Here is a 21,191-nt window from a genome sequence, read left to right as displayed (position 1 = left end):
CGCCGTCGCCCTGCGCCACTACCGTGGCAGTGAAGGCCTTCTCACGAAGCCCTCCTACACTGACTACCATGCCCGTCAGCCCCCAAACCCAGGAAACCGTGCGCTGGTGCAGCGAGTTGCTCAGCGCACTGGGCCCGGTGCGCGTCAAGCGCATGTTCGGCGGCCACGGCCTTTATGTGGACGAAGTCTTCATCGCCATCATCGTCGGCGATGACCTGTTCCTGAAGACCGATGACGAGAACCGCCCGGCCTTCATTGCCGCCGGCTGCCGGCCGTTTGAGTTCCAGACGGCCGACGGCAAAAAGGTCGCAATGAGTTACTGGAGCGCGCCGGCCGAGGCCATGGATTCGCCGGCGCAGATGCTGCCCTGGGCGCGGCAGGCGCTGGCTTCGGCGTTACGCGCCAGGGCCAGCAAACTACCGGCCAAGCCGCGCGCACCGCGAGCCAAGCCGCCGGCAGCCAAGGCCGTCAAGCTCGCCAAGAAGGCCTGACCCGGCTCGGGCCGCCAGACCAGCCACGCCGGCTCGTCGGCTTGCCACGCCTCGGCGGTCAGCACGTCACCACGGCTCAGCCACAGCCGTTCGCCGGTCTTCAGCACATGGTCGTCGAGGTCGCCATCGCGCGTCAGCCAGGCGCGGCCGGCCTGCACGGTGACCCAACCCGCGTCGCCCGCCACCCAACGCCGCGCCTGCGGCAGCGCCAGGCTGCTGGGTTGTTCCAGCTGGGGCAGGGCCAAGGAAGCGAAGGAATGCGTGCTCATCATCAATCTCCTGTCAGTCGGGAACGCTTTCCCGATGGACTGCATCATGCGCGGGACCACGGGTTAGCACCAATGCTTTCGAAGGCCTCGATTGATCAGATTACGTTATGAATAAACCGAGCGCCCGGCCCCTCACGCTGGACTTCCTGCGCACCTTCGAGGCGGTCGCTCGACGACTCAGTTTCAGCGCCGCCGCCGAGGACTTGCACCTCACACAGCCGGCCATCAGCCGCCAGATCAAGAACCTCGAAGAAGAGCTGGGCAGCATGCTGTTCAGCCGCGGCACGCGCCGGGTCGAGCTGACCCACGCCGGCCAAAGCCTGCTGCGTGCGGTCGAGCCGATGCTGGCGCGGCTCGACGGCACGGTGCGCCAGATCCGCATCGCGCAAGGGCGAGCGCAGATCAGCCTGTCGACCTTTCCGTCGTTCGCCACGCTGTGGCTGATGCCGCGRCTGACCGACTTCGAGCGCCTGCACCCGGGCATCGACATCCGGCTGTCCGCCACCGACCGCTTGGCCGACATCGATGACCCTGAGCTCGATTTGCTGTTGCGCCATTGCCAACCCGAGCGAGCGCCGGCCGGGGCGGAACGCATGTTCGGCGAGGTGTTGACGCCGGTCGTCGGCGCCCGCATGGCCGACGCGATCGCCCGCGGCGAGGTGCCACCGCTGGCCAAGCCGGCGGACCTGGCGCAGCATGCGCTGGTCGAGGTCGAAGACAACACGCCCAGCGCCAACGCGTTGGCCTGGCCCGCCTGGTTGGGTGCCCAGGGCCTCGGCCATCTCGCCCCGCGGCGCTGGTACAGCGTCAACTTCAACCACCAGCAGATCCAGGCCGTCGTCGCCGGGCAAGGTGTAGGCCTGGCTTGGCTGCCGATGGTGCATGACGCGCTGGCCCGCGGCGAGTTGGTCGAGCCCTTCGGCCCGACGCTGCGGTTGCGCTCGTCCTTTGCTTACTTCATGGTCGCGCTGGACCATGTAGGCGCCCACGCCACGGGTCGCCCACCGCGGCCCGAGCTGACCGCGTTGCTGGAATTCGTGCGCCAACACGCCGCCGACACACGCCGCGCGATCGGCGAAGAGGCATCGACTGATGCGCCGGGGTCATCAGCGTGATGACAACACGGCATCACGCGAGGCCGGCATAACGCCTAGCATCGGGGGCCGCGTTTTCCTGCAACGGATCGAATCTTCCATGCCCCTCCAGCTCTACATCGGCAACAAGAACTACTCCTCCTGGTCCATGCGCCCCTGGGTGGCGCTGCGCCACTTCGGCATTCCCTTCGAAGAAGTCATGCTGCGCTTCGACAGCTTCGACGAAGATTCGCAGTTCAAGCAGGCGCTGGCCCGCGTGTCGCCGGCTGGCACGGTGCCGGTGCTGGTCGACGAGGGCTTCTCGGTCTGGGACACACTGGCAATCGCCGAGTACCTGGCCGAGAAGTACCCGCAGCACGCGCTGTGGCCGCGTGCGCCGCACGCGCGGGCCCGCGCCCGCAGCCTGTGCGCCGAGATGCACGCCGGCTTTCGCGCGCTGCGCAACGCCTGCGGCATGAACATCGAGGCCTCGATGCCCGAGGTCGGCCAGCGCGTACTGGCCGAGCAGCCCGGTGTGCGCGCCGACCTGGATCGCTTGGCCGCGGCTTGGCAAGAAGCACTGGCCACGTCCGGCGGCCCCTTCCTGTTCGGTGAATTCAGCCTGGCCGATGCCTTCTTCGTGCCGGTGATCAGCCGCACGCGGACCTACGGCTTGCCGCTGTCGCCCGCTGCCGCCGCCTGGGCCGAACGCGTGTGGGCGACCGCCGCCGTGCAAGCCTGGGTGGCCGACGCACTGGCCGAAAAGGATTTCCTCGCTTTCGAGGAACCGTACCGCCAGGGCCGCTGAGCGATCAGCGACACGGCGCCCTGCGCACAGCAGGGCGAGGGGGCTGCGGTACATTGACCGCATGCCCCTTTTTTCTTTCTCGCGCGCCGTGTTGCGCCGGGCCACCGCCATGGGGCCCGCGCTCTGTGGTGCCGCCCTGTTCGCGACCTTGCTCGCCCCCGCCCCGACCCTCGCACAAGACCGCGACGACCCGATCCGCAGCGCCCGCGACGCCTTCATCAAAAAAGACAAGGCCCGGCTGGCCGCACTGCGCGCCCAGGTGGTCGATGCCAAGCACCCGCTGGCCCCCTGGGTCGACTACTGGGACCTGACCAACCGGCTGATGGAGGTCCGCACCGAAGAGGTCGAAGCCTTCTACCTGCGCTGGCCCGGCAGCTACGTCGAAGACCGCTTGCGCAACGATTGGCTGCTCGAACTCGGCCACCGCCGCGACTTCGAGACCTTCTCGCGCGACTTGCCGCGGTTCAAGATGAACGACGACCGCGAGGTGAGCTGCTACGCGCAGCTGATCGACCACCTCGCCGGCAAGGACGTGCGCGACAGCGCCCGCCGCGCCTGGATGGCCCAGCGCGAGCCCGACGAGGGCTGCCAACTGCTGGCACAGACGCTGGTCGACGCCAAGCTGTTCAGCCAGGACGACGTGCTGCGCAAACTGCGCCACGCCACCGAGCACAACCGCATCAAGCTGGCCCGCCAGACAGCAGCATTGCTGAGCGAGCCGGCGGCAAAGGCGGTGGCCGACATCTTCGACAACCCGGCCCGCTACCTGGCGGTCAAGGCGAATGCGATCGGCCACCTGCGCACCGAACTGGCCGCGCTGGCACTGGCCCGCGTGGCGGCCAACGACGTCGACACCGCCGCCCGCATGCTCGACGAGCGCTGGGGCGAGATCCTCGGCGCCGAGCACGGAGCCTGGGTCCGCGCCCAGGTGRCCAAGCAAGCGGCAATGGGCCTGAAGCCCGAAGCGCTGGCGTACGTCCGTACGGCGTGGAAGACCCTGCCGAAGAAGATCGAAGACCAGCCAGACTGGAGCGACGAGACGCTGGGCTGGCTGGCCCGCGCCGCGCTGCGCCAGGGGGAAGGCGCCGAGCGTTGGCGCTGGGCGCTGCGTGCGATCGACGCGATGAGCACCACCGAACGCAACGACCCGACCTGGCAGTACTGGGGCGCCCGTGCGAAGCAGGCCCTGGCCAAGCCGGGCGAGGCAGGTGACGCGGACCGCGCCGAAGCGCGGCAGACGCTGGCATCACTGGCCGACCAGCTGCACTTCTACGGCATGCTGGCTGCCGAGGACCTGGGCACGCCGCAGACTTTGCCGGTTCGCGGCGTGCCGCCCAGCGAGACTGAACGCAACGCGGCGCGGGCCGTGCCTGGCCTGCAGCGCGCGTTGACCGCCATCGGCATGGGCCTGCGCGGCGAGGGCGTGCGCGAGTGGAACTTCTCGCTCATCGGCATGAGCGACCGCGAACTGCTGGCCGCCGCACAACTGGCCTGCGAACGCGAGATCTGGGACCGCTGCATCAACACCAGCGAACGAACCAAGGCCGAGGTCGACATCGAGCAGCGTTTCCCGCAGCCGATGCGYGCCGACGTGCTGGCCAAGGCCAAGGACATCGACCTCGACCCGGCCTACGTCTACGGCCTGATCCGGCAGGAATCACGCTTCGTCATGGACGCGCGCTCGCATGTCGGCGCGTCGGGCCTGATGCAGATCATGCCGGCAACGGCGAAGTGGACGGCCAAGAAGATCGGCCTGGACTTCAAGCCCGGCATGATCACCGACCGCGACACCAACCTGCGCCTGGGCACCGCCTACCTGAAGCTGGTGCTCGACGACCTGGGCGGCTCGCAGCCACTGGCCGCCGCGGCCTACAACGCCGGCCCCGGCCGGCCGCGGCGCTGGCGCGAGGGCCCGGTGCTCGAGCCGGCGATCTGGGCCGAGAACATCCCACTCAACGAGACGCGCGACTACGTCAAGAAGGTGCTGACCAACGCCACCATCTACTCGAGCCTGATGAGCGGCAAGCCGACCTCGCTGAAGGCCCGGCTGGGCGCGCCGATTGGCCCGCGCACGGCCAGTGCGCCACCAGTGGACTCGGAATTGCCGTGAACCTCACGGAGGTGCTCAGCCATGCACGATTTACCGAAACCGTCTGATGAGGCAACCCATGTGCCATCGGTGATGGGGCCTGAGGCGGCCGCTTACTGGCTGGTCCTGGGCGGCAGCGGCTTTGTCGGCCGGGCGCTGGCCGAAACGCTGTGCCGCCCCTCGCACGACGAAGGCCCGCGCCTGCTGATCCCCACGCGGCAGCGCGCCCACGCCCTGGGCCTGGGCCATTTGCCGAAGGTCGACGTGGTGCAGGCCGACGTGCACGACGACGGTGACCTGGCCAAGCTGGTCGCAGGTGCCGACGCGGTGATCAACCTGGTGGGGATCCTGCATGGCCGTGAAGCGGACTTTGACCGAGTGCACGTGGCGTTGCCGCGCCGCCTTGCAGCCGCTTGCCGTGAGGCCGGTGTCCGGCGCGTGGTGCATGTCAGCGCGCTCGGCGCGTCCGCCAACGCGCCCTCGCACTACCTGCGCAGCAAGGCCCGTGGTGAAACGGCGTTGCGCGGCGCAGGGTTGGACCTGACGATGTTACGGCCGTCGGTCATCTTCGGCGCCGAAGACCGGCTGACCAACCTCTTCGCCCGACTGCAGCGTCGCACCCCGGTGCTGCCACTCGCCGCCGCGGACGCGCACTTCCAGCCGGTCTGGGTCGGCGACGTGGCCGAAGCGCTGGCCCGCTGTCTGGCCGACCCACAGACCATCGGCCAGACCTACGAATGCGCTGGGCCGGACGCGATGACATTGGCCGAGCTGGTCAGTGCAGCGGGGCGTTATGCTGGCCACATGAGCCGAATCATTCCCTTGCCGCACACCCTGTCGCGCTGGCAAGCAGCGTTGATGGAGTGGTGGCCGGGCACCCCGCTGATGAGCCGCGACAACCTCGATTCAATGCAGGTGCCGAGCGTGGCCTCTCTCGGGCGGCCAGGCCTGGGCGCGCTCGGCATTCGTGCCACGGCGCTGGAAGGCGTGGCGCCTGGTTACCTCGGCGGCGTGGCCGGCTGCGCGCGGCTCGACATGCTGCGCGCCCAGCACACGTGAAGCGCTACATCGTTGGCGGCGCGGTGCGCGACGCGATGCTGGGCCGCGCGGTCAACGACCACGACTGGGTCGTCGTCGGCAGCACGCCCGAGGAGATGCTGGCCGCCGGCTACCAGGCGGTCGGCAAGGACTTCCCGGTCTTTCTGCACCCCGAGACTCACGAAGAGCATGCGCTCGCCCGCACCGAGCGCAAGACCGCGCCGGGCTACCGCGGCTTCGTCGTCCATGCCGAACCGACAGTCACGCTGGAAGACGACCTGCTGCGGCGCGACCTGACGATCAACGCGATGGCGCGTGACGAAGACGGCACGCTGGTCGACCCGCATGGCGGCGCGCGCGACCTCGAGGCCAAGGTCTTGCGCCATGTCAGCGACGCCTTCGCCGAAGACCCGGTTCGCATCCTGCGGCTGGCCCGCTTCGCCGCACGCTTCGAAGGCTTCACCGTCGCGCCCGAAACGATGGCGCTGGTGCGCCGCATGGTCGACGCGGGCGAGGTCGATGCGCTGGTGGCCGAGCGAGTTTGGCAGGAAGTGGCGACCGGCTTGATGGAGAAAAAGCCCAGCCGCATGCTGCAAGTGCTGCGCGAAGGCGGTGCGCTGGCGCGGCTGATGCCCGAGGTCGACCGCCTGTACGGTGTACCGCAGCCCGAGGCGCACCACCCGGAGATCGACACCGGCGTGCACCTCGAGATGGTGCTCGACCAGGCCGCGGCCATGGACGCGCCACTGACCGTGCGTTTCGCGTGCCTCTGCAATGACCTCGGCAAGGGCACGACCCCCGAAGAGGAGTGGCCGCGCCACATCGGCCATGAAGGCCGCAGCGAAGACCTGGCTCGCAAGCTGGCGGCACGCCTGAAGGCCCCGACCGAGGCGACCGAGTTGGCCGCCGTGGTCGCCCGCGAGCACACCAACATCCATCGGGCGACCGAACTGCGCCCCGCCGCGTTGACCCGCCTGCTCGAACGCTGCGACGCCTTCCGCCGCCCACAGCGCTTTGCCGAAGCCTTGCTGGCCTGCGAACTCGATGCCCGCGGCCGGCTCGGCCTGGAGCAGCGCGACTACCCCAGCCGACCGCTGCTGACCAAGGTGTTTGCTGCCGCGGCCGCGATGCCGACGGCCGAGGTCGCGGCCACCGCGATCGCCCGCGGCGCCCAGGGCGACGAAATCGCCAAGGCCATCCACCAGGCCCGGGTGCGGGCGGTGGCCGCGGCGCTCGAAACCGACGTCGCTTGAGCCGGCTTCAGAGCCGGTGCAACCGGTCGCCTTCGGAGAAGCCGATCGGCTCGAACGCCAGGCCCGGCGTCGCGAAGCCGATGACCTTGAACAGCTCGCCCATCTCGTGCTCGGTGATCAGCTTTTGCGCCATCGCGCGTTGGCGCAGGTCGGCGGCTTCGAGCAGCGGCGCAATGCCGCAGTTGACGAGAAAGCGCGCCTGGCTGGTGTAGCCGATCACGTCCAGCCCGGCGTCCTGGCCGGCCAGCGCGATGCCGGTGAAGTTGATGTGGGCGGTGATGTCCTTCTCGCCCGGGTCGGCCAGCGGATCGGTGTCGGCCAGGTGGGCGCGGTGGCACATCAAGGTGCCGCCGTGGCGCTGCAGGTGGTAGTACTCGGCCTCGGGGAAGCCGTAGTCGATGAAGAAGGCGGCGCCCTGCTTCAGGTGCTGTGCCAGGCTGGTGACAAAGGCCTCGGCTTGGCGGTGGATCTCGGTCACCGTGCCGGGCAGGAACGGGCCTTCATGCGGCGGTTGCAGCCCGCTGGCACGGTCTTCGAACACCAGCTGGCCGTCTTGCAGCGCAACGCCGCGTTCTTGCCAGCGCTCGCCGTCAAAGTGCAGCAGTTGCACCGGCATCGCGTCCAGCACCTCGTTGCCGAAGACGACACCGTGCATCGCCTCGGGCCAGTGGTCGGCCCATTGCACGCGATCACCGAAACGGGCCAGCCGCGCCTGCTGCCGTGCGCGCAGGTCGGCTGACACTTCGACGATGGTGTAGCGGGCGAACGGGTGGCCACACGCGGTCAGGCCATCGAGCAGGCTTTCGGCCAGTGCGCCGGTGCCGGCGCCGAACTCGAACACCTCGTCGGCCTCGGCAATCTCCAGCACCTGCGCGGCTTGCGCGGCGAGCGTGCGACCGAACAGCGGTGACAGCTCGGGCGCGGTGACGAAGTCGCTGCCGTCAGCTGGCATGCGGCCGAGCTTGGGCCGGGTATTGGCGTAATAGCCCAGGCCGGGCGTGTAAAGCGCCAGCGCCATGTAGCGGTCGAACGGCAGCCAGCCGCCGGCTGCGGCGATGGCCGCACGGATGTGTTCGCCCAGGGGCACCGATACACTGCCGGCTTCGCTTGCTTGCATCGCCCGATTGTAGGAAGCGCCCTGCCCGGCCACCCAGCGCCGCTGTCTTTGCCGCCCTGACCGGCCGGCCCCAAGCGATGAACCCTCCTGCCCTGCTCGACTGTGTGGTGATCGGCGCCGGCCCGGCCGGTTGCAGCGCCGCGTCCTGGGCCGCGCAAATGGGTTTGCGTGTGGCGGTCGTCGAGCAGGCGGCTGCGCCTTGCGCATCGCTGGCCGCGCTGGACTTCCCGCAGGACTGGGTGCTGGGCCAGCCGCAAACCAGCTTGCGCGCGGTCGGCGAGCAGCTCGCGGCCCATGCATTGAGGCTCGCCGGGCTGCAGTGGCACCTGGGCCAGGCGGTGACCGGACTGGCGCGCCAACCTTCAGGTTGGCAGGTGCAACTGGCCGATGGGCGGCGCCTCGCCACCGCCACGCTGCTGATGGCCACGGGCGTCCGCCCGATCCGGCCACCGGCCTATTTCAGCGCTGGCGGGGTGTTGGACGCGCAATCGTTGACCACGCAACGGGCTGCATTGCCACCCGGCCGTGTGTTGCTGCTGGGCGGCGGCGACAACGCGCTGGAGAACGCCGCCTACCTGACCGGCCGTGGCCACACCGTGACGCTGTGGACGCGAGGCGATTACCGTGGCCAGGCGGCGCTGGTGGCCGCACTGGACCGGTATCCGACGCTGGAGCAACGCCCACACACGCCGCTACCCACCGCGCTGCGGCCATTGCCCGACGGCCGGATCGAAGCCGAATCAGCCGCTTTCGGGCGCGAGGTCTTCGACGCCGCCGCCGTGTTGTTCGGCTATGAGCCCGAGCCGGCCCCTTGGGGCTGGCTGGCCGAAGCGCTGCAGGCCAGCGAACAGCCCCACCCGCGCTTGGCGCCTGGCCGGTCGGCCGAAGCGCTGGGCGTGTTCGTCGCCGGCGACGCCAGCGGCCGCTGGCACCCTTGTGTGCAGACGGCGCTGGCCGATGGCGTGACCGCGGCCCAGCAGGTCGCCGCATTCCTGCACCCGGCGGGCGCGAGCCTGGCCCATGCCGCGCCGAAATCGCCTCCGTCGACGCTGAACAGCCAGATCCTGCACTTGAACGGCTTGCGCTTTGGTGCCAACCTCGGGGTGCTGGCGCATGAGCGCGACGGGCCACAGCCRATCCAGGTCGATGCCGAGCTGAACCTGGGCCAGCAGCCGGCGCTGGCACGCGACGCCGACCTGGGCCATGTGCTGGACTACCGCAAGGTGCGCCAGATCATCATTGACGAATGCACCGCCGAGCACACCGATCTGCTCGAATCGCTGCTGGCCAAGCTGTGCGTGCGGCTGATGCGACTGCCGGGCGTGCTGGGCGTGCGCATCAAGGTGGCCAAACTGGAAATTTTTGAAGACTGCGAAGTTGCCATCCGCTGCGAAGCAGGCCTTTGGTAACGCCCCTCCCGACATGAACACGATCACTTCCCCCGAGACCGCGGCCGTCGACTCTGCCGCCACCAACGCCGCCGAGAAGAAGGCCGCCTTCGAGACCAACAAGCTCAGCAAGCGGCTGCACCGCCAGGTCGGGCAGGCGATCGCCGACTTCAACATGATCGAAGAAGGCGACAAGGTGATGGTCTGCCTGTCGGGCGGCAAGGACAGCTACGCGATGCTCGACATCCTGCTGAACCTGCAGCAGCGCGCGCCGATCCGCTTCGAGCTGATCGCGGTCAACCTCGACCAGAAGCAGCCCGGCTTCCCGGAAGAGGTGCTGCCGAACTACCTGCGCTCACGTGGCGTGCCGTTCCATATCGAGGAGCAGGACACCTATTCGATCGTCAAGAACCTGATCCCCGAGGGCAAGACGATGTGCAGCCTGTGCTCGCGGCTGCGCCGGGGCATCCTGTACCGCGTCGCCAAGGAGCTGGGCGCGACCAAGATCGCGCTCGGCCACCACCGCGACGACATGGTCGTGACGCTGCTGATGAACATGTTCTTCGGTTCGCGCATGAAGGGCATGCCGCCCAAGCTGGTCAGTGACAACGGCGAGCACGTCGTGATCCGCCCGCTGGCCTACGTGGCCGAGACCGACCTCGAGAAGTGGGCGACGCATCGCCAGTTCCCGATCATCCCGTGCAGCCTGTGCGGCAATCAGGAGAACCTGCAGCGGGTGCAGATCAAGGCCATGATCCGCGACTGGGACAAGAAATTCCCCGGCCGGATCGACAACATGTTCAGCGCGATGGGCAACATCACGCTGTCGCACATGATGGACCGCTCGCTTTACCCGTTCACGACCATCCAGGCCACCGGCCAGCCCGACCCGGCCGGCGACAAGGCCTTTGACGAGGATGAAGACGAGGGCTGCGCCACGCCGGCCACCGTCAACCCGACTGAACCTCAGGTCGTTCAATGGGGTCTGACGAAGAAGGCACCGGGTGGGCCGGGTGCCTTCTGAGCACCGCCAGGTACTCAGACAACCCTTCGTGGGACCCAAAGACTCGCGACGGCCCTTCGTTGAAGAGGAGTAAGCCGAATGAACAGCCAACACCGCCTCGCCCTCCGCTGGACCGCTGTCGGCGCCGCCCTGGCGGCCGCCACGCTGGCCGGCTGCGCCTCGTTCAAGACCGTCACCAGCGAAGTCAGCACCTTCGGCGAGTGGCCGGCCGGCCGACCGGCCGGCAGCTACATGATCGAGCGCCTGCCCTCGCAACAGGCCGCCCCGGGCGGCCTGCAGGCCGATGTCGAGCAAAGCGCCCACCAGGCGCTGCAAACGGCTGGCTTCGTGCCGGCCGCCGCAGGCGCCACGCCGGACGTGGTGGTGCAGATCGGCGCGCGCATCACCCGCTACGACCGCTCGCCCTGGGACGACCCGCTGTGGTGGCGCCCCTACGGCTCGCGCTGGGCCGGCCCCGGTTGGCCTGGCGCCTGGGGGCCCTATGGACCGTGGCGCTGGCACAGCGAGCCCAGCGAGTACCAGCGCGAGACGGGCCTGCTGATCCGCGACAAGGCCTCGGGCCAGCCGCTGTACGAGGCCCGCGCCCGCACCGACGGCATCACCGTCGGCGGGCCGCCGGTGATCGCGGCGATGTTCACCGCCGCGCTGAAAGACTTCCCGAAAGCGCGTAACGAGCCGCACGACGTCGCCGTTCAGCTGCCCTGAGCGGGCGGGATAATCCCGTCCTCATACCAACGAGCCGGCGCCCGACGCCGGCTCGGGCTTTTCTGGAGCACAAACCCATGGCGCTGAACGTCGTCATCATGGCCGCGGGCAAGGRCACCCGCATGCATTCGGCCACCCCGAAGGTGCTGCACAAGCTGGCCGGCCGGCCGCTGCTGCAGAACGTGCTGGACCGCGTCGCGCCGCTGGCGCCGCAACGCCAGGTGGTGGTCACCGGCCACGGCGCCGAACTGGTCGAACGGTTGATCGGCGACGTGGCGGTCTGCGTGCGGCAGGAGCCGCAGCTCGGCACTGGCCATGCGGTGCAGCAGACCGTGCCGGCGCTGGATGATGCGGCCGACACCACGCTGATCCTGAACGGCGACGTACCGCTGATCGGCACCGACACCGCCGCGGCGCTGGCCGCCGCCTGCGGTGGCAGCAAGCTCGCGCTGCTGACCGTGACGCTCGCAGACGCGACCGGCTACGGCCGCATCGTGCGTTGGGGTGAAGCCGTGCAGGCGATCGTCGAACACAAGGACGCGACGCCCGAGCAGCGCGCCATCCGCGAGGTCTACACCGGCATGATGGCCGCGCCGACCGCGCTGCTGAAGCGCTGGGTCATGGCGCTGAAGAACGACAACGCACAGCGCGAGTTCTACCTGACCGACATCGTCGCGATGGCGGTGGCCGATGGCGTGCCGGTTGTCGCCACGGCGGCGCATGACGAGACCGAAGTGCTGGGCGTCAACAGCCCGGCCCAGTTGGCTGACCTGGAGCGCCGACTTCAACGTCGCCAGGCCGACGCGCTGATGACCGCCGGCCTGCGCCTGGCGGACCCGACCCGCTTCGACCTGCGCGGCACGCTGAAGCACGGCCGCGATGTCGAGATCGACGTCAACTGCGTGTTCGAAGGCGAGGTTGAGTTGGGCGACGAGGTGCGCATCAGCGCCAACTGCGTGATCCGCAACGCGCGCATCGCTGCGGGTGCCGTGATTCACCCATTCACCCACATCGACGGCGAAGCACTCGGCGTGCAGGTCGGCGCCGGCGCGCTGATCGGCCCATTCGCCCGGCTGCGGCCCGGCGCGGTGCTGGGCGAAGAAGTGCACATCGGCAACTTCGTCGAGGTGAAGAATTCAACCCTGGCCAAGGGCGCCAAAGCCAACCACCTCGCCTATCTGGGCGACGCAACGGTTGGAGAACGCGTCAACTACGGCGCTGGCGCGATCACTGCGAATTACGACGGCGCCAACAAGCACCGCACCGTGATCGGCAACGACGTGCATGTTGGCAGCAACTGCGTGCTGGTCGCACCGATCACGCTGGGCGACGGCGCGACGATCGGCGGTGGCTCGACGATCGCGAAGAACGCACCGGCCGGTCAGCTGACCGTGGCGCGTGCCAAGCAGGTCAGCCTGGCCGGCTGGCAACGGCCAGTCAAGAAGCCGAAGTGACAGGCCCGACCGGCTCTCGGGCCGGTCAGTGCGCCACCAACGCCCGCGCCAGTTGCTCCGGCTGCCCGGCCAGCCCGATCGGCAGATAGACCGCCGGCGCTTTCACTTCCTTCAGGCGCCGCGCCTGCGCGCCGAGGTCGAACACGGCGACCGGCCGGCCTGACTCGGCGGCTGTCGTCAACACGTAGCAGAAGGTCTCGGGCCAGACCGAGGGCAGCAGGATCAGGTCCGGCGCCAGCTCGCTGATACGCCCCGCCAACGTCTTGTCTTCGTAGCGGCCGAGCACCTGCACACCCGCAGCGCGCAAGGCCGCGTCGTCGGACGAATGGCCCAGCAGCGTGAACTGCAGGCCCAGCTCGGCGGCCGCATGGCTGCGGGCCAGGCCCAGCAGCACTTGCAGCCCCTTGATCGGGCTCAGCGCACCGATCACCAGTACCTGGTGCACAGGGCCACGCGGCGGCGGGTTCGCCGGCAGGTGCAACGGCTCGTGCGGCTGGACCAGGGTGCGCACCGTCGGGAAGTAGTTCGACAACCGCGCGGCGACGTCCTCATCGGGCACGATCACCTGCTTGGCTTGTGACAGCAAGTGCGAATTGGCCGCCCGCCACGCGCCGATGCGACCGGCGGCGCGGCCCTCTTCGTCGTTCTGCAGGCAGCGGTCGCAGGTGTCACGGTCCGGCTCGCCGCAGTAGCGGCCGCTCGCGTCGACCAGGTTGACGCGCGGGCAGATCAGGTGGTAGTCGTGCACCGTCACCGACAGCGGCACGTCGAGCACCTTGCTCAGGTGCGGCAGCAGCTCGCGCAGCACCGGCGGGTGATCGATCAGGTGGTGCAGCTGCACCTCGCGCAGGTCGAGCGCCGCCAGCACGTCCAACAGCGCCTGCGCCGGGTGGCGCGGCCCGTAGCGGCCATCGGTCAGCAGCGGCACCGCCTGCAGCGCCGGCAGGTCGAGCGTGCCGCTCTGGCCGCCAGTGGCGCCCAGCGTGACGCAGCCGGGCCGACGCGACGGGTGCATCGTGACCACGCCGACGCCGCGCTCGGCGCGCAGCCGCGCTGCTTCTTCGGCCTCGTGGCGCGCCGTGCCGCCGCCGCGGGCGTGGTTGACCATCAGCACCAGGCCACCGCCCTCGCTGACCTCGGTGGCGCGCTTCAGGCGCGCCGCGTCCAGCCGCGCGCGTTCGGGCAGCAGCGGGTCGTGCGCGATCCAGTCGTCGATGCGCTCTTGGTAGTCCGGGTGGCGCTGCAGCAGCGTCGCGATGCCTGCGCGCGTGCGTGCGCTGGCCTCGGCGCGGAAGCTGACCGAGCCCTGGTGCAGCACGTAGACATCGCTCGCCACCAGCTGCACCCAGCCGGCCGCGTTGGCACGCATGCACCAGTCGTTTTCTTCCCCGTAGCCGCGGCCGAAGCGCTCGACATCGAGCAGGCCGACTGCATCGAGCGCCGAACGCCGCATCCACATGCAAAAGCCGACGCCTGTCGGCACCTCGACATGTCGGCCCYTGTTCACCGTCGCGGCCAGCGTGTCGATCGCACCGTCGTCCAGCTCCAGTTTTTCCCAGTTGCTGTGCAACATGCGCGGGTAGCTGCAGACCGTCGCGTTGTTCGACAGCGGCGTGATCGACGCCGCGCGCGGCTCGGCCTCGCCGTGCGCGGCCAGCCGGTCCAGCCAGCCCGAGTGCACACGCGTGTCGGAGTTCAGGATCACGACGTCGCGATCCCAGTGCAGCTTCAGGCCTTTGTTGACGGTGGCGACGAAGCCGCGGTTGCGCTCGTTGACCATCAGGTGGATCAGGCCGAGCCCCGCCAACTCGCGCAGGTGCGCCGACAAGGCCGGCTCGGGGCTGCAGTCGTCGATCACCACCAGTTGGTACGGCGTGTCGACCCATGACGACAACACGCTCCACAGGCAGCGCAGTGTTTCTTGTGCACCGGCGTAGACCGGCACGATCACATCGACCTTCGGCTCGGCCGCGGGGCGCGGCAGGTGGCGCCAGGGCTCGAGGTTCAGGTAGTCGCGCCCGTCCAGCCGCGCCGGCACGGACCAGGGCAGGTGGTTGGGCTCGGTCGGCTGCGCATCGGCTGGCAGACCGTCGAGCAGGAAGCGCTGCAGCGGATCGACCGATGCCGCCGTCTCGCCGCCCCGCCCATGAGACAGCCGCTGCAGCAGGCCTTGGCGCGTGCCGGTGGTCGGCTCGAAACGGGCCGCAGGGCGGCGGCGCTCTTTCCAGCCGAAGTTGACGAAGTGGGTCAACGGGTCGACGCCAGTGCCGCGCACGTCGGCATTGGTGCTCAGGTAGTAGGCCGCATCGAACCAGGCGCAAGGCGACAGGCCCTGGTGGCGGCCGACCAGCCCGTAATGCAGCAGGCGGTTGATGCCGGGGTGACGCCGGCCTTTCAGCTGGCCGGTGTAGTGGCGTGCATCGAACAAGGCCATCGGCACCAGTGAACGCGCATCACCCTGCTCGACATAGTGGCGCAGCGCCGGCGCGTCGCCACGCTGGGCCGGGGTGATCTGTTCGTCGTAGCAAGCCTTGTCGAACAGGCCCAGCGCATTGGTCAGAGCCAGTTCCAGGCGCTTGGCCAGGCCGACCGTCCGGGGCTTGCTCTGCAGCTTGGTCAGCAGCCTGAGGGCCCGATCGGCATTGGCTGCCTTCTGCAACCAGCGGCCAAGCCGGCCCTTCGGTGCGATGCGAAATGGCTTGCGCAGCCGCTCAGCCGGCGCCGCCAAGGTGTGGGGGTCTTCGTGCAACCAGGCACCCACTCCGGCGGATTCGGCCAACACCGCCAGCGCCTGGCGAGCCGAATCGTCGATCTCGCTCAAGGCTCCCGCCCAGGCCAGATGCTCCATCGCCAGCAGGGCCAGGTGGCCCCGCTGCAGCGGGTCGGGCCAGGCCAGCGCTTCGTCCAGACGCGCCGCCAGTTCCGTGCGCTTCAGGCACCATTCCGGCCCCAGCGGACCGGTGCGGCTTTCCAACTGCAGCACCAGTTCGTCGGCACCGGGAGGCTGGTCGCTCCACAGGCTGCCGGGCACTTCCACCACGAAGCCAACCTCGTCATGCGGCAAGTTCAGCTGCGACGAAACGTCGCCGCGAGAAGTACGGCGCACTGGCGCCTCGTAGCGGCGGTCGCCACAGCGCAGGCGCAGCGGCTCGCGCGCCTCCGGTGTGTCCGCCAGCCAGCCGCCCAGCGTCAGGCCCTGCCAGCCTTCGACGTTGCACAACACGGGTGCCGGCGGCGACGCGGCCGCGGGCGACGCAGCGTCGCGGCCACCCCATAGCGTGGCCTGTTCGAGATGCGGCGCCAGCGCGCTCAGCTCGGCCTGGGCCCGCTGCAAGTCAGGGCTTTGCGCCAGCGTCGCCATCCAGCTGCGCAGGCCTGCGGCAGTGGGTTGAGACGGCGACTTGACGATCACGCCGTCTTCGCCGATGCGCACGCCCAGCACCGCGCCGGCCTGGCCCAACGCCTGCCAGATCGGCAGCGGCAGGTCGATTTCGAAGCCGAGCGCCACCGCATCGGTGGCGCCAACGGCACGCGAGACATCACCCCGCGACAAGCGGCGCACCGGGGCTGGAAACGTTTGCGCGCCGCAGACCAGGCTCAAGTGCTCTTGCCCCGGCGCCTGGGGATCGAAGGCCCAGCCGACGACGGTGATGCCCGCCACACGTTCCACCACCAGTCGCGCGGCCGGCGAAACAGCCATGGGGAGTTCGAGGTCGACCAAGGTCGAAGCGGCGTCGGTGGAGGTGGATGGTGCGTCGGCGGGCATGACACTCGTGGCGCAACAGGGCGACAGAGACAGGGCCATGGATTTTCGATGATTTCGGCGCCGCGGCCGCAACGCGCACAATAGAAGCTTCAGCGGCCACGCCGCGCCCCCCTAGATTGCATTTGAGTTCCTCGCACTCAGCCAGCCGCTCGTTGCCGGCACTTGCCTCGTTGACGCTGGCGGCCCTGGGCGTCGTGTATGGCGATATCGGCACCAGCCCGCTGTACGCGCTGAAAGAGGTGTTCCACGCCGGACACGTCGAAGCCACGCCGGTCAACATCCTCGGGGTCCTCAGCCTGATCTTCTGGACGATGACGATCATCGTCTCGCTGAAGTACGTGCTGCTGATCCTGCGCGCCGACAACAACGGCGAAGGCGGCCTGATCGCGATGCTCGCGCTCGCCACCACCGCGGTGAAAGAGCGGCCAACACTGCGTCGCACGCTGATGATCGTCGGCCTGTTCGGCACCGCGATCTTCTATGGCGATGGGGTCATCACGCCGGCGATTTCGGTGCTGTCAGCGGTCGAGGGCCTGCAGGTCATCGCGCCCGGCATGCACGAGTGGGTGATCCCGATCACGCTGGTGGTGCTGACCGGGCTGTTCTCGGTGCAGCGTTTCGGCACCGGTGGCATCGGCAAGTTCTTCGGCCCGATCACCTTCGTCTGGTTCATCGTGCTGGTCGCACTGGGGTTGCCGCATGTGATGGCCAACCCAGCCGTGCTGATCGCGCTGAACCCGCAATATGCGATCGGCTTCTTCATGCTGCACCCGCAGGTCGCCTTTGTCGCGCTCGGTGCGGTGGTGCTGTGCGTGACCGGCGGCGAGGCGCTGTATGCCGACATGGGCCACTTTGGCCGCCGGCCGATCCGCATCGCCTGGTACACGATGGTGATGCCGGCGCTGGTGGTCAACTACTTCGGCCAGGGCGCGCTGATCCTCGGCAACCCCGGCGCGGTCGAGAACCCGTTCTACCTGATGGCGCCCGAGGCGCTGCGCCTGCCGCTGGTGGTGCTGGCCACAGCGGCCACGGTGATCGCTTCGCAGGCCTTGATCTCGGCCGCGTTCTCGGTCACCAAGCAGGCGATCCAGCTCGGCATCCTGCCGCGCATGAGCGTGCGCCACACCTCCGTGCGCGACACCGGCCAGATCTACGTGCCGTTCATCAACTGGGGCCTGTACGTCTTCATCGTGCTGGCGGTGGCGCTGTTCAAGAGTTCGTCGAGCCTGGCCTCGGCCTACGGCATCGCGGTGACGCTGGACATGACGATCACCACGGTGATGACCTTCTATGTCATCCGCTACGGCTGGAAGTACCCGCTCGCGCTGTGCCTGCTGGCGACCGGTTTCTTCTTCATCATCGACGTCACCTTCTTCCTGTCGAACACGCTGAAGCTGCTGGCCGGCGGCTGGTTCCCGCTGGTCATCGGCTCGGGCATGTTCCTGCTGATGCTGACCTGGAAGCAGGGCCGCTCGATCATGCACGAGCGGGTGCGCAACGAGGCGATCGAGCTGGGCAGCTTCCTCGAGGCGGTCTTCGTCAGCCCCCCCGTGCGCGTGCCGGGCACAGCGGTGTTCCTGGTCGCCGAAGAGGGGCTGGCGCCGAACGCGCTGATGCACAACCTGAAGCACAACAAGGTGCTGCACGAACACAACCTGTTCGTGCACGTGAAGCACCACGAGGTGCCCTGGATCGGCTTCGACAAGCGGCTGGCGCTCGAATCACTGGGCCACGACTGCTGGCAGATCACGCTGAACTTCGGCTTCAAGAACGACCCCGACGTGCCCGAGGCGCTGCGCCTGCTCGAAGGCCGCGGCGTGCCGCTGGAGGAGATGGAAACCAGCTACTTCCTCAGCCGCGACACGGTGATCCCGACCTTTGGCGACGGCATGGCGATGTGGCGCGAAAAACTCTTCGCCAGCATGCACCGCAACGCCGCCGACATGGCCGACTTCCTGGCCCTGCCGTCGAACCGCATCGTCGAGCTGGGCGCGAAGGTCGAGATTTAGCCCCCACGCCCCTTCCAGGGGCTGCCCCCCCGCGGGGGCTCGCGCAGCGGACCGGCAGAGCCGGTCCGCGCACGCCATTTGGAGCGACCGGCGCTTCGCGCGGCCGGAAATCTAGCCTTCCGCAAGGGCGTGCAGCCGATCGGCTGCCGACTTCGGCAAACGCCCGGCCGCACCCACCGCTACCGGGCCGTCGAGGATCTCGCCGAAGACCTTGCGCACCTGGCGCGGGGTCACTGCGTCCAGCGTCGTTTGCCGCTCGGCGCGCGAGCGCACGCGCCCGAAGGCGAACAGGTCCAGCACCGCGTCTTCCAGCCGTCGCGAGGGCCTCTCCCAGTTCTGCAGGCGACGCACCGCGATCTGGTTGCGCGCCCGCTCCCACTGCGGCGGCGCGATCTTGTCGGCCTGCGCACGCAGCAAGCGCGTCACCTCGTCGGCAAAGGCTGGGATGTTGGCCGGTGCCATCGACGCCTCGATGACGAACTGGCCCGCCAGGTCGTCGAGATCGGCCGAACAGGCGGCGTAGTAGACCAGGCCCAATCGCTCGCGCAGGCTGTCCATCAGCGGTGAACTCATGCCCTCGCCCAGCAACGCGGCCGCCAGCTGGTGCGAAGCATGGGCCGCTGCGGTCACCGCAGGGGCTGGAAAGCCCAGCACGACGTGGGTCTGGCTGTGGCCAGCCAGGCGGCGAAGACCAACCCCACCTTCGAAGACGGGCGCCACGGTGAGGTTCGGCTCGCCACAGGGCAATCCACCCAGCGCTTCCTGCGCTTCGCGCACGATGGCCCGCGCATCGATGCGCCCGGCCGCCGCGACCACGATGTTGGCGCCGGTGTACTGCTGCGCAACGTAGCTCTGCAGTTGCTCGCGCGTGAAGCCTTCGATGTTGCGGCGCCGCCCGATCACCGGCTGCGCCTGCGGGTGAATGCCGTAGCAAGCCTTGTCGAACAACTGGAACGCCGTGTCGAACGCGTCGTCTTCGGTTTCGGCGAATTCCTGCAGGATGACCTGGCGCTCGCGCTCCAGCTCGTCGGCCGGAAAGTTCGAATCGCGCACGATCTCGCCCAACATGCGCAGGAACAGCGGCGCGTGCTCGGCCAGGCCGCGCATGTGGTAGGCCGTGTGGTCCTTGTCCGTGTGGGCATTGACCTCGGCGCCCAGGCGCTCGGCATCGAGGTTGATCTGCTGGCAGTTGCGCGCATGGGTGCCCTTGAAGGCCATGTGCTCGGCCATGTGGCTGATGCCGTTCAGGCGCCGGCTCTCGTTGCGGCTGCCGGTGCGCACGAAGATGCTGACGCTGGCGCTGTCGAGCCGCGGCAGGGCGATGGTCAGCACGCGCACGCCGTTGGGCAGCGTGGCGACGCGGGTGTCGGGGTCGGAGGTGGAATGTTTCATCGGAATGACCCGCCAGCTTAAGCCCTGGCCGGGGCGCCGCTATGCTCGCCGCCCATGCCCCTGTCAAACCCGTTGCGTGACCTGTCCTTGTCGGCCGCCGTCGCCGGCTTCGTCGCCGTGCTGGTCGGCTTCACCAGCTCGGTGGCGATCGTCTTTGCCGCCGCACAGGCCCTGGGCGCCAACACGGCCGAGACTGCTTCGTGGATCTGGGCGCTCGGCTTGGGGATGGGGCTGACCAGCCTCGGGCTGTCGCTGCACTACCGCCTGCCGGTGCTCACAGCTTGGTCCACTCCCGGCGCCGCGCTGATCGCCGCGTCACACGGCCTCTCGCTGCCCGAGGCCACCGGCGCCTTCATTGCCTGCGCCGTGCTGATCACCGTCGCGGGCTACTCGGGCCTGTTCGAACGGGTCATGGGCCGCATCCCGATGGCGATTGCCGCCGCGTTGTTGGCCGGCGTGCTGGCCCGCTTCGCGCTGGACGCGGTGTTGGCCACGCGCAGCGCACCGCTGCTGGTGATCGTGATGACACTGGCCTTCCTCGCCGGCCGCCGCTGGTGGCCGCGCTACGCCGTGCCGGGCGTGCTGCTGGCCGGCATCGTCGTCGCGCTGGTGCAGGGCCAGGTGCATCTGGCAGGCGTGGCTTTCGAATGGACGCGGCCGGTGTTCACGATGCCGGTCTTCAGCGTCGGGGCGCTGGTCGGCATCGGGTTGCCGCTGTTCGTCGTCACGATGGCTTCGCAGAACCTGCCGGGTGTCGCGGCGCAACGCGCGTCGGGCTACCAGACCCCCGTGTCGCCGGTGGTCGGCGCGACCGGCCTGGCCAGCCTGGTGTTCGCACCATTCGGGGGTTATGCCTTCAACCTGGCCGCCATCACCGCGGCCATCTGCATGGGCCGCGAGGCGCATGAAGACCCGGCCAAGCGCTACACCGCTGCGGCGATGGCCGGTGTGTTCTACATCGTGCTCGGTCTGTCCGGCGGAGCGGTGGCAGGGTTGCTGCAAGCCTTTCCGCGGGAACTGGTGGCGGCCGTCGCCGGGCTCGCACTGCTGGGCACGATCGCCGGAGGTCTGGCCAGTGCCTTGAAGGACGAGCACCACCGCGACGCCGCCCTGCTGACTTTCGTCGTCACGCTGTCGGGCCTGACGATCGCCGGCATCGGCTCGGCCTTCTGGGGCGTGGTGGCAGGCGGCGTCGCGCTGGCCTCCCAGCGGCGTACCCGTTTGCCAAGTTAGGGGGTCGCGCTCGGCCGAGGCAAACATCAGGGACCCGCGCGCTTAAGCTGCGCCGGGCCCGGCCAGCCGCGGGCGCATACCA

15 protein-coding genes and 2 pseudogenes are annotated in these 21,191 nt (G+C 69.0%); 13 read left to right on the top strand and 4 right to left on the bottom strand.

Translation table 11 applies throughout. The annotated features are described in order from the left end of the window. Nucleotides 1–68: 68 nt before the first annotated feature. Nucleotides 69–332 (top strand): annotated as a pseudogene (locus AC1DYI_RS00400) (TfoX/Sxy family protein); the annotation flags it as partial. Here AC1DYI_RS00400 and AC1DYI_RS00395 read toward each other — a convergent pair. Then, nucleotides 317–760 (bottom strand): DUF2917 domain-containing protein, encoded by a 444-nt coding sequence (locus AC1DYI_RS00395; protein WP_477202085.1) that lies wholly within the window; start codon nucleotides 758–760, stop codon nucleotides 317–319. The pseudogene AC1DYI_RS00400 and the gene AC1DYI_RS00395 sit on opposite strands and share 16 nt — an antisense overlap. A 107-nt stretch (nucleotides 761–867) precedes the next feature. Here AC1DYI_RS00395 and AC1DYI_RS00390 point away from each other — a divergent pair, with 107 nt between their 5' ends. The 5 genes from AC1DYI_RS00390 to AC1DYI_RS00370 all read left to right on the top strand — a co-directional run bounded on the left by AC1DYI_RS00390 (nucleotide 868) and on the right by AC1DYI_RS00370 (nucleotide 7,021). Further along, a complete protein-coding gene (locus AC1DYI_RS00390) occupies nucleotides 868–1,875 on the top strand; it encodes a LysR family transcriptional regulator (RefSeq protein ID WP_477202084.1) in 1,008 nt (335 codons plus the stop codon). A gap of 79 nt (nucleotides 1,876–1,954) precedes the next feature. After that, nucleotides 1,955–2,641 (top strand): glutathione S-transferase family protein, encoded by a 687-nt coding sequence (locus AC1DYI_RS00385; protein ID WP_477202083.1) that lies wholly within the window; start codon nucleotides 1,955–1,957, stop codon nucleotides 2,639–2,641. Between the two features lie 61 nt (nucleotides 2,642–2,702). After that, nucleotides 2,703–4,751, top strand: coding sequence for a lytic transglycosylase domain-containing protein (locus AC1DYI_RS00380; RefSeq protein WP_477202082.1), 2,049 nt, complete (start codon nucleotides 2,703–2,705; stop codon nucleotides 4,749–4,751). Nucleotides 4,752–4,772: 21 nt separating this feature from the next. Further along, on the top strand, nucleotides 4,773–5,789 hold the full coding sequence (locus AC1DYI_RS00375; protein ID WP_477202081.1) for a complex I NDUFA9 subunit family protein: 1,017 nt from the start codon (nucleotides 4,773–4,775) through the stop codon (nucleotides 5,787–5,789). Next, the gene (locus AC1DYI_RS00370) at nucleotides 5,786–7,021 is read left to right on the top strand and encodes a multifunctional CCA addition/repair protein (RefSeq protein ID WP_477202080.1); all 1,236 of its coding nucleotides are present in this window, start codon (nucleotides 5,786–5,788) and stop codon (nucleotides 7,019–7,021) included. The genes AC1DYI_RS00375 and AC1DYI_RS00370 overlap by 4 nt, the downstream gene beginning before the upstream one ends. Before the next feature lie 7 nt (nucleotides 7,022–7,028). Here the strand turns inward: AC1DYI_RS00370 and AC1DYI_RS00365 are convergent, their stop codons facing one another. Beyond that, nucleotides 7,029–8,138: a class I SAM-dependent methyltransferase gene (locus AC1DYI_RS00365; RefSeq protein ID WP_477202079.1), complete on the bottom strand. Its 1,110-nt coding sequence runs from the start codon at nucleotides 8,136–8,138 to the stop codon at nucleotides 7,029–7,031. 77 nt (nucleotides 8,139–8,215) lie between these two features. Here AC1DYI_RS00365 and AC1DYI_RS00360 point away from each other — a divergent pair. The 5 genes and pseudogenes from AC1DYI_RS00360 to glmU form a co-directional block, all read left to right on the top strand. Next, a pseudogene (locus AC1DYI_RS00360) lies at nucleotides 8,216–8,746 on the top strand (FAD-dependent oxidoreductase); the annotation flags it as partial. Between the two features lie 441 nt (nucleotides 8,747–9,187). Next, a complete protein-coding gene (locus tag AC1DYI_RS00355; protein WP_477202097.1) occupies nucleotides 9,188–9,547 on the top strand; it encodes a dihydroneopterin aldolase in 360 nt (119 codons plus the stop codon). 13 nt (nucleotides 9,548–9,560) lie between these two features. Beyond that, complete coding sequence (gene ttcA, locus AC1DYI_RS00350) at nucleotides 9,561–10,550, top strand: tRNA 2-thiocytidine(32) synthetase TtcA (RefSeq protein WP_477202078.1); 990 nt, start codon at nucleotides 9,561–9,563, stop codon at nucleotides 10,548–10,550. A 78-nt stretch (nucleotides 10,551–10,628) separates the two neighbouring features. Next, the gene (locus AC1DYI_RS00345) at nucleotides 10,629–11,255 is read left to right on the top strand and encodes a DUF4136 domain-containing protein (RefSeq protein ID WP_477202077.1); all 627 of its coding nucleotides are present in this window, start codon (nucleotides 10,629–10,631) and stop codon (nucleotides 11,253–11,255) included. 77 nt (nucleotides 11,256–11,332) lie between these two features. Further along, nucleotides 11,333–12,709, top strand: a complete 1,377-nt coding sequence (gene glmU / locus AC1DYI_RS00340) for a bifunctional UDP-N-acetylglucosamine diphosphorylase/glucosamine-1-phosphate N-acetyltransferase GlmU (RefSeq protein WP_477202076.1) — start codon at nucleotides 11,333–11,335, stop codon at nucleotides 12,707–12,709. Nucleotides 12,710–12,734: 25 nt separating this feature from the next. On the opposite strand, the gene AC1DYI_RS00335 is transcribed toward glmU, so the two are convergent. Continuing rightward, nucleotides 12,735–16,475, bottom strand: a complete 3,741-nt coding sequence (locus AC1DYI_RS00335; protein WP_477202075.1) for a glycosyltransferase — start codon at nucleotides 16,473–16,475, stop codon at nucleotides 12,735–12,737. A 122-nt stretch (nucleotides 16,476–16,597) separates the two neighbouring features. Here AC1DYI_RS00335 and AC1DYI_RS00330 point away from each other — a divergent pair, with 122 nt between their 5' ends. Then, complete coding sequence (locus AC1DYI_RS00330; RefSeq protein WP_477202074.1) at nucleotides 16,598–18,484, top strand: potassium transporter Kup; 1,887 nt, start codon at nucleotides 16,598–16,600, stop codon at nucleotides 18,482–18,484. A gap of 111 nt (nucleotides 18,485–18,595) precedes the next feature. Here AC1DYI_RS00330 and AC1DYI_RS00325 read toward each other — a convergent pair whose 3' ends face one another. Further along, a complete protein-coding gene (locus AC1DYI_RS00325) occupies nucleotides 18,596–19,876 on the bottom strand; it encodes a M16 family metallopeptidase (protein WP_477202073.1) in 1,281 nt (426 codons plus the stop codon). A 54-nt stretch (nucleotides 19,877–19,930) separates the two neighbouring features. On the opposite strand from AC1DYI_RS00325, the gene AC1DYI_RS00320 reads away from it, so the two are divergent. Then, on the top strand, nucleotides 19,931–21,109 hold the full coding sequence (locus AC1DYI_RS00320; RefSeq protein ID WP_477202072.1) for a benzoate/H(+) symporter BenE family transporter: 1,179 nt from the start codon (nucleotides 19,931–19,933) through the stop codon (nucleotides 21,107–21,109). Nucleotides 21,110–21,191: the final 82 nt, after the last annotated feature.

It is taken from the genome of Ideonella sp. P3_A4, assembly GCF_056403075.1.
Note: the sequence above shows the minus strand (reverse complement) of the source record. Positions and strands in the feature narration are given on the sequence as shown.

Excerpts from the sequence above, each read along its gene's own strand:
- AC1DYI_RS00365 (WP_477202079.1), bottom strand. The coding sequence starts at position 8,138 with ATGCAAGCAAGCGAAGCCGGCAGTGTATCGGTGCCCCTGGGCGAACAC.
- AC1DYI_RS00375 (WP_477202081.1), top strand. The coding sequence starts at position 4,773 with ATGCACGATTTACCGAAACCGTCTGATGAGGCAACCCATGTGCCATCG.
- AC1DYI_RS00320 (WP_477202072.1), top strand. The coding sequence starts at position 19,931 with ATGCCCCTGTCAAACCCGTTGCGTGACCTGTCCTTGTCGGCCGCCGTC.
- AC1DYI_RS00325 (WP_477202073.1), bottom strand. The coding sequence starts at position 19,876 with ATGAAACATTCCACCTCCGACCCCGACACCCGCGTCGCCACGCTGCCC.
- ttcA (WP_477202078.1), top strand. The coding sequence starts at position 9,561 with ATGAACACGATCACTTCCCCCGAGACCGCGGCCGTCGACTCTGCCGCC.
- AC1DYI_RS00345 (WP_477202077.1), top strand. The coding sequence starts at position 10,629 with ATGAACAGCCAACACCGCCTCGCCCTCCGCTGGACCGCTGTCGGCGCC.
- AC1DYI_RS00385 (WP_477202083.1), top strand. The coding sequence starts at position 1,955 with ATGCCCCTCCAGCTCTACATCGGCAACAAGAACTACTCCTCCTGGTCC.
- AC1DYI_RS00395 (WP_477202085.1), bottom strand. The coding sequence starts at position 760 with ATGAGCACGCATTCCTTCGCTTCCTTGGCCCTGCCCCAGCTGGAACAA.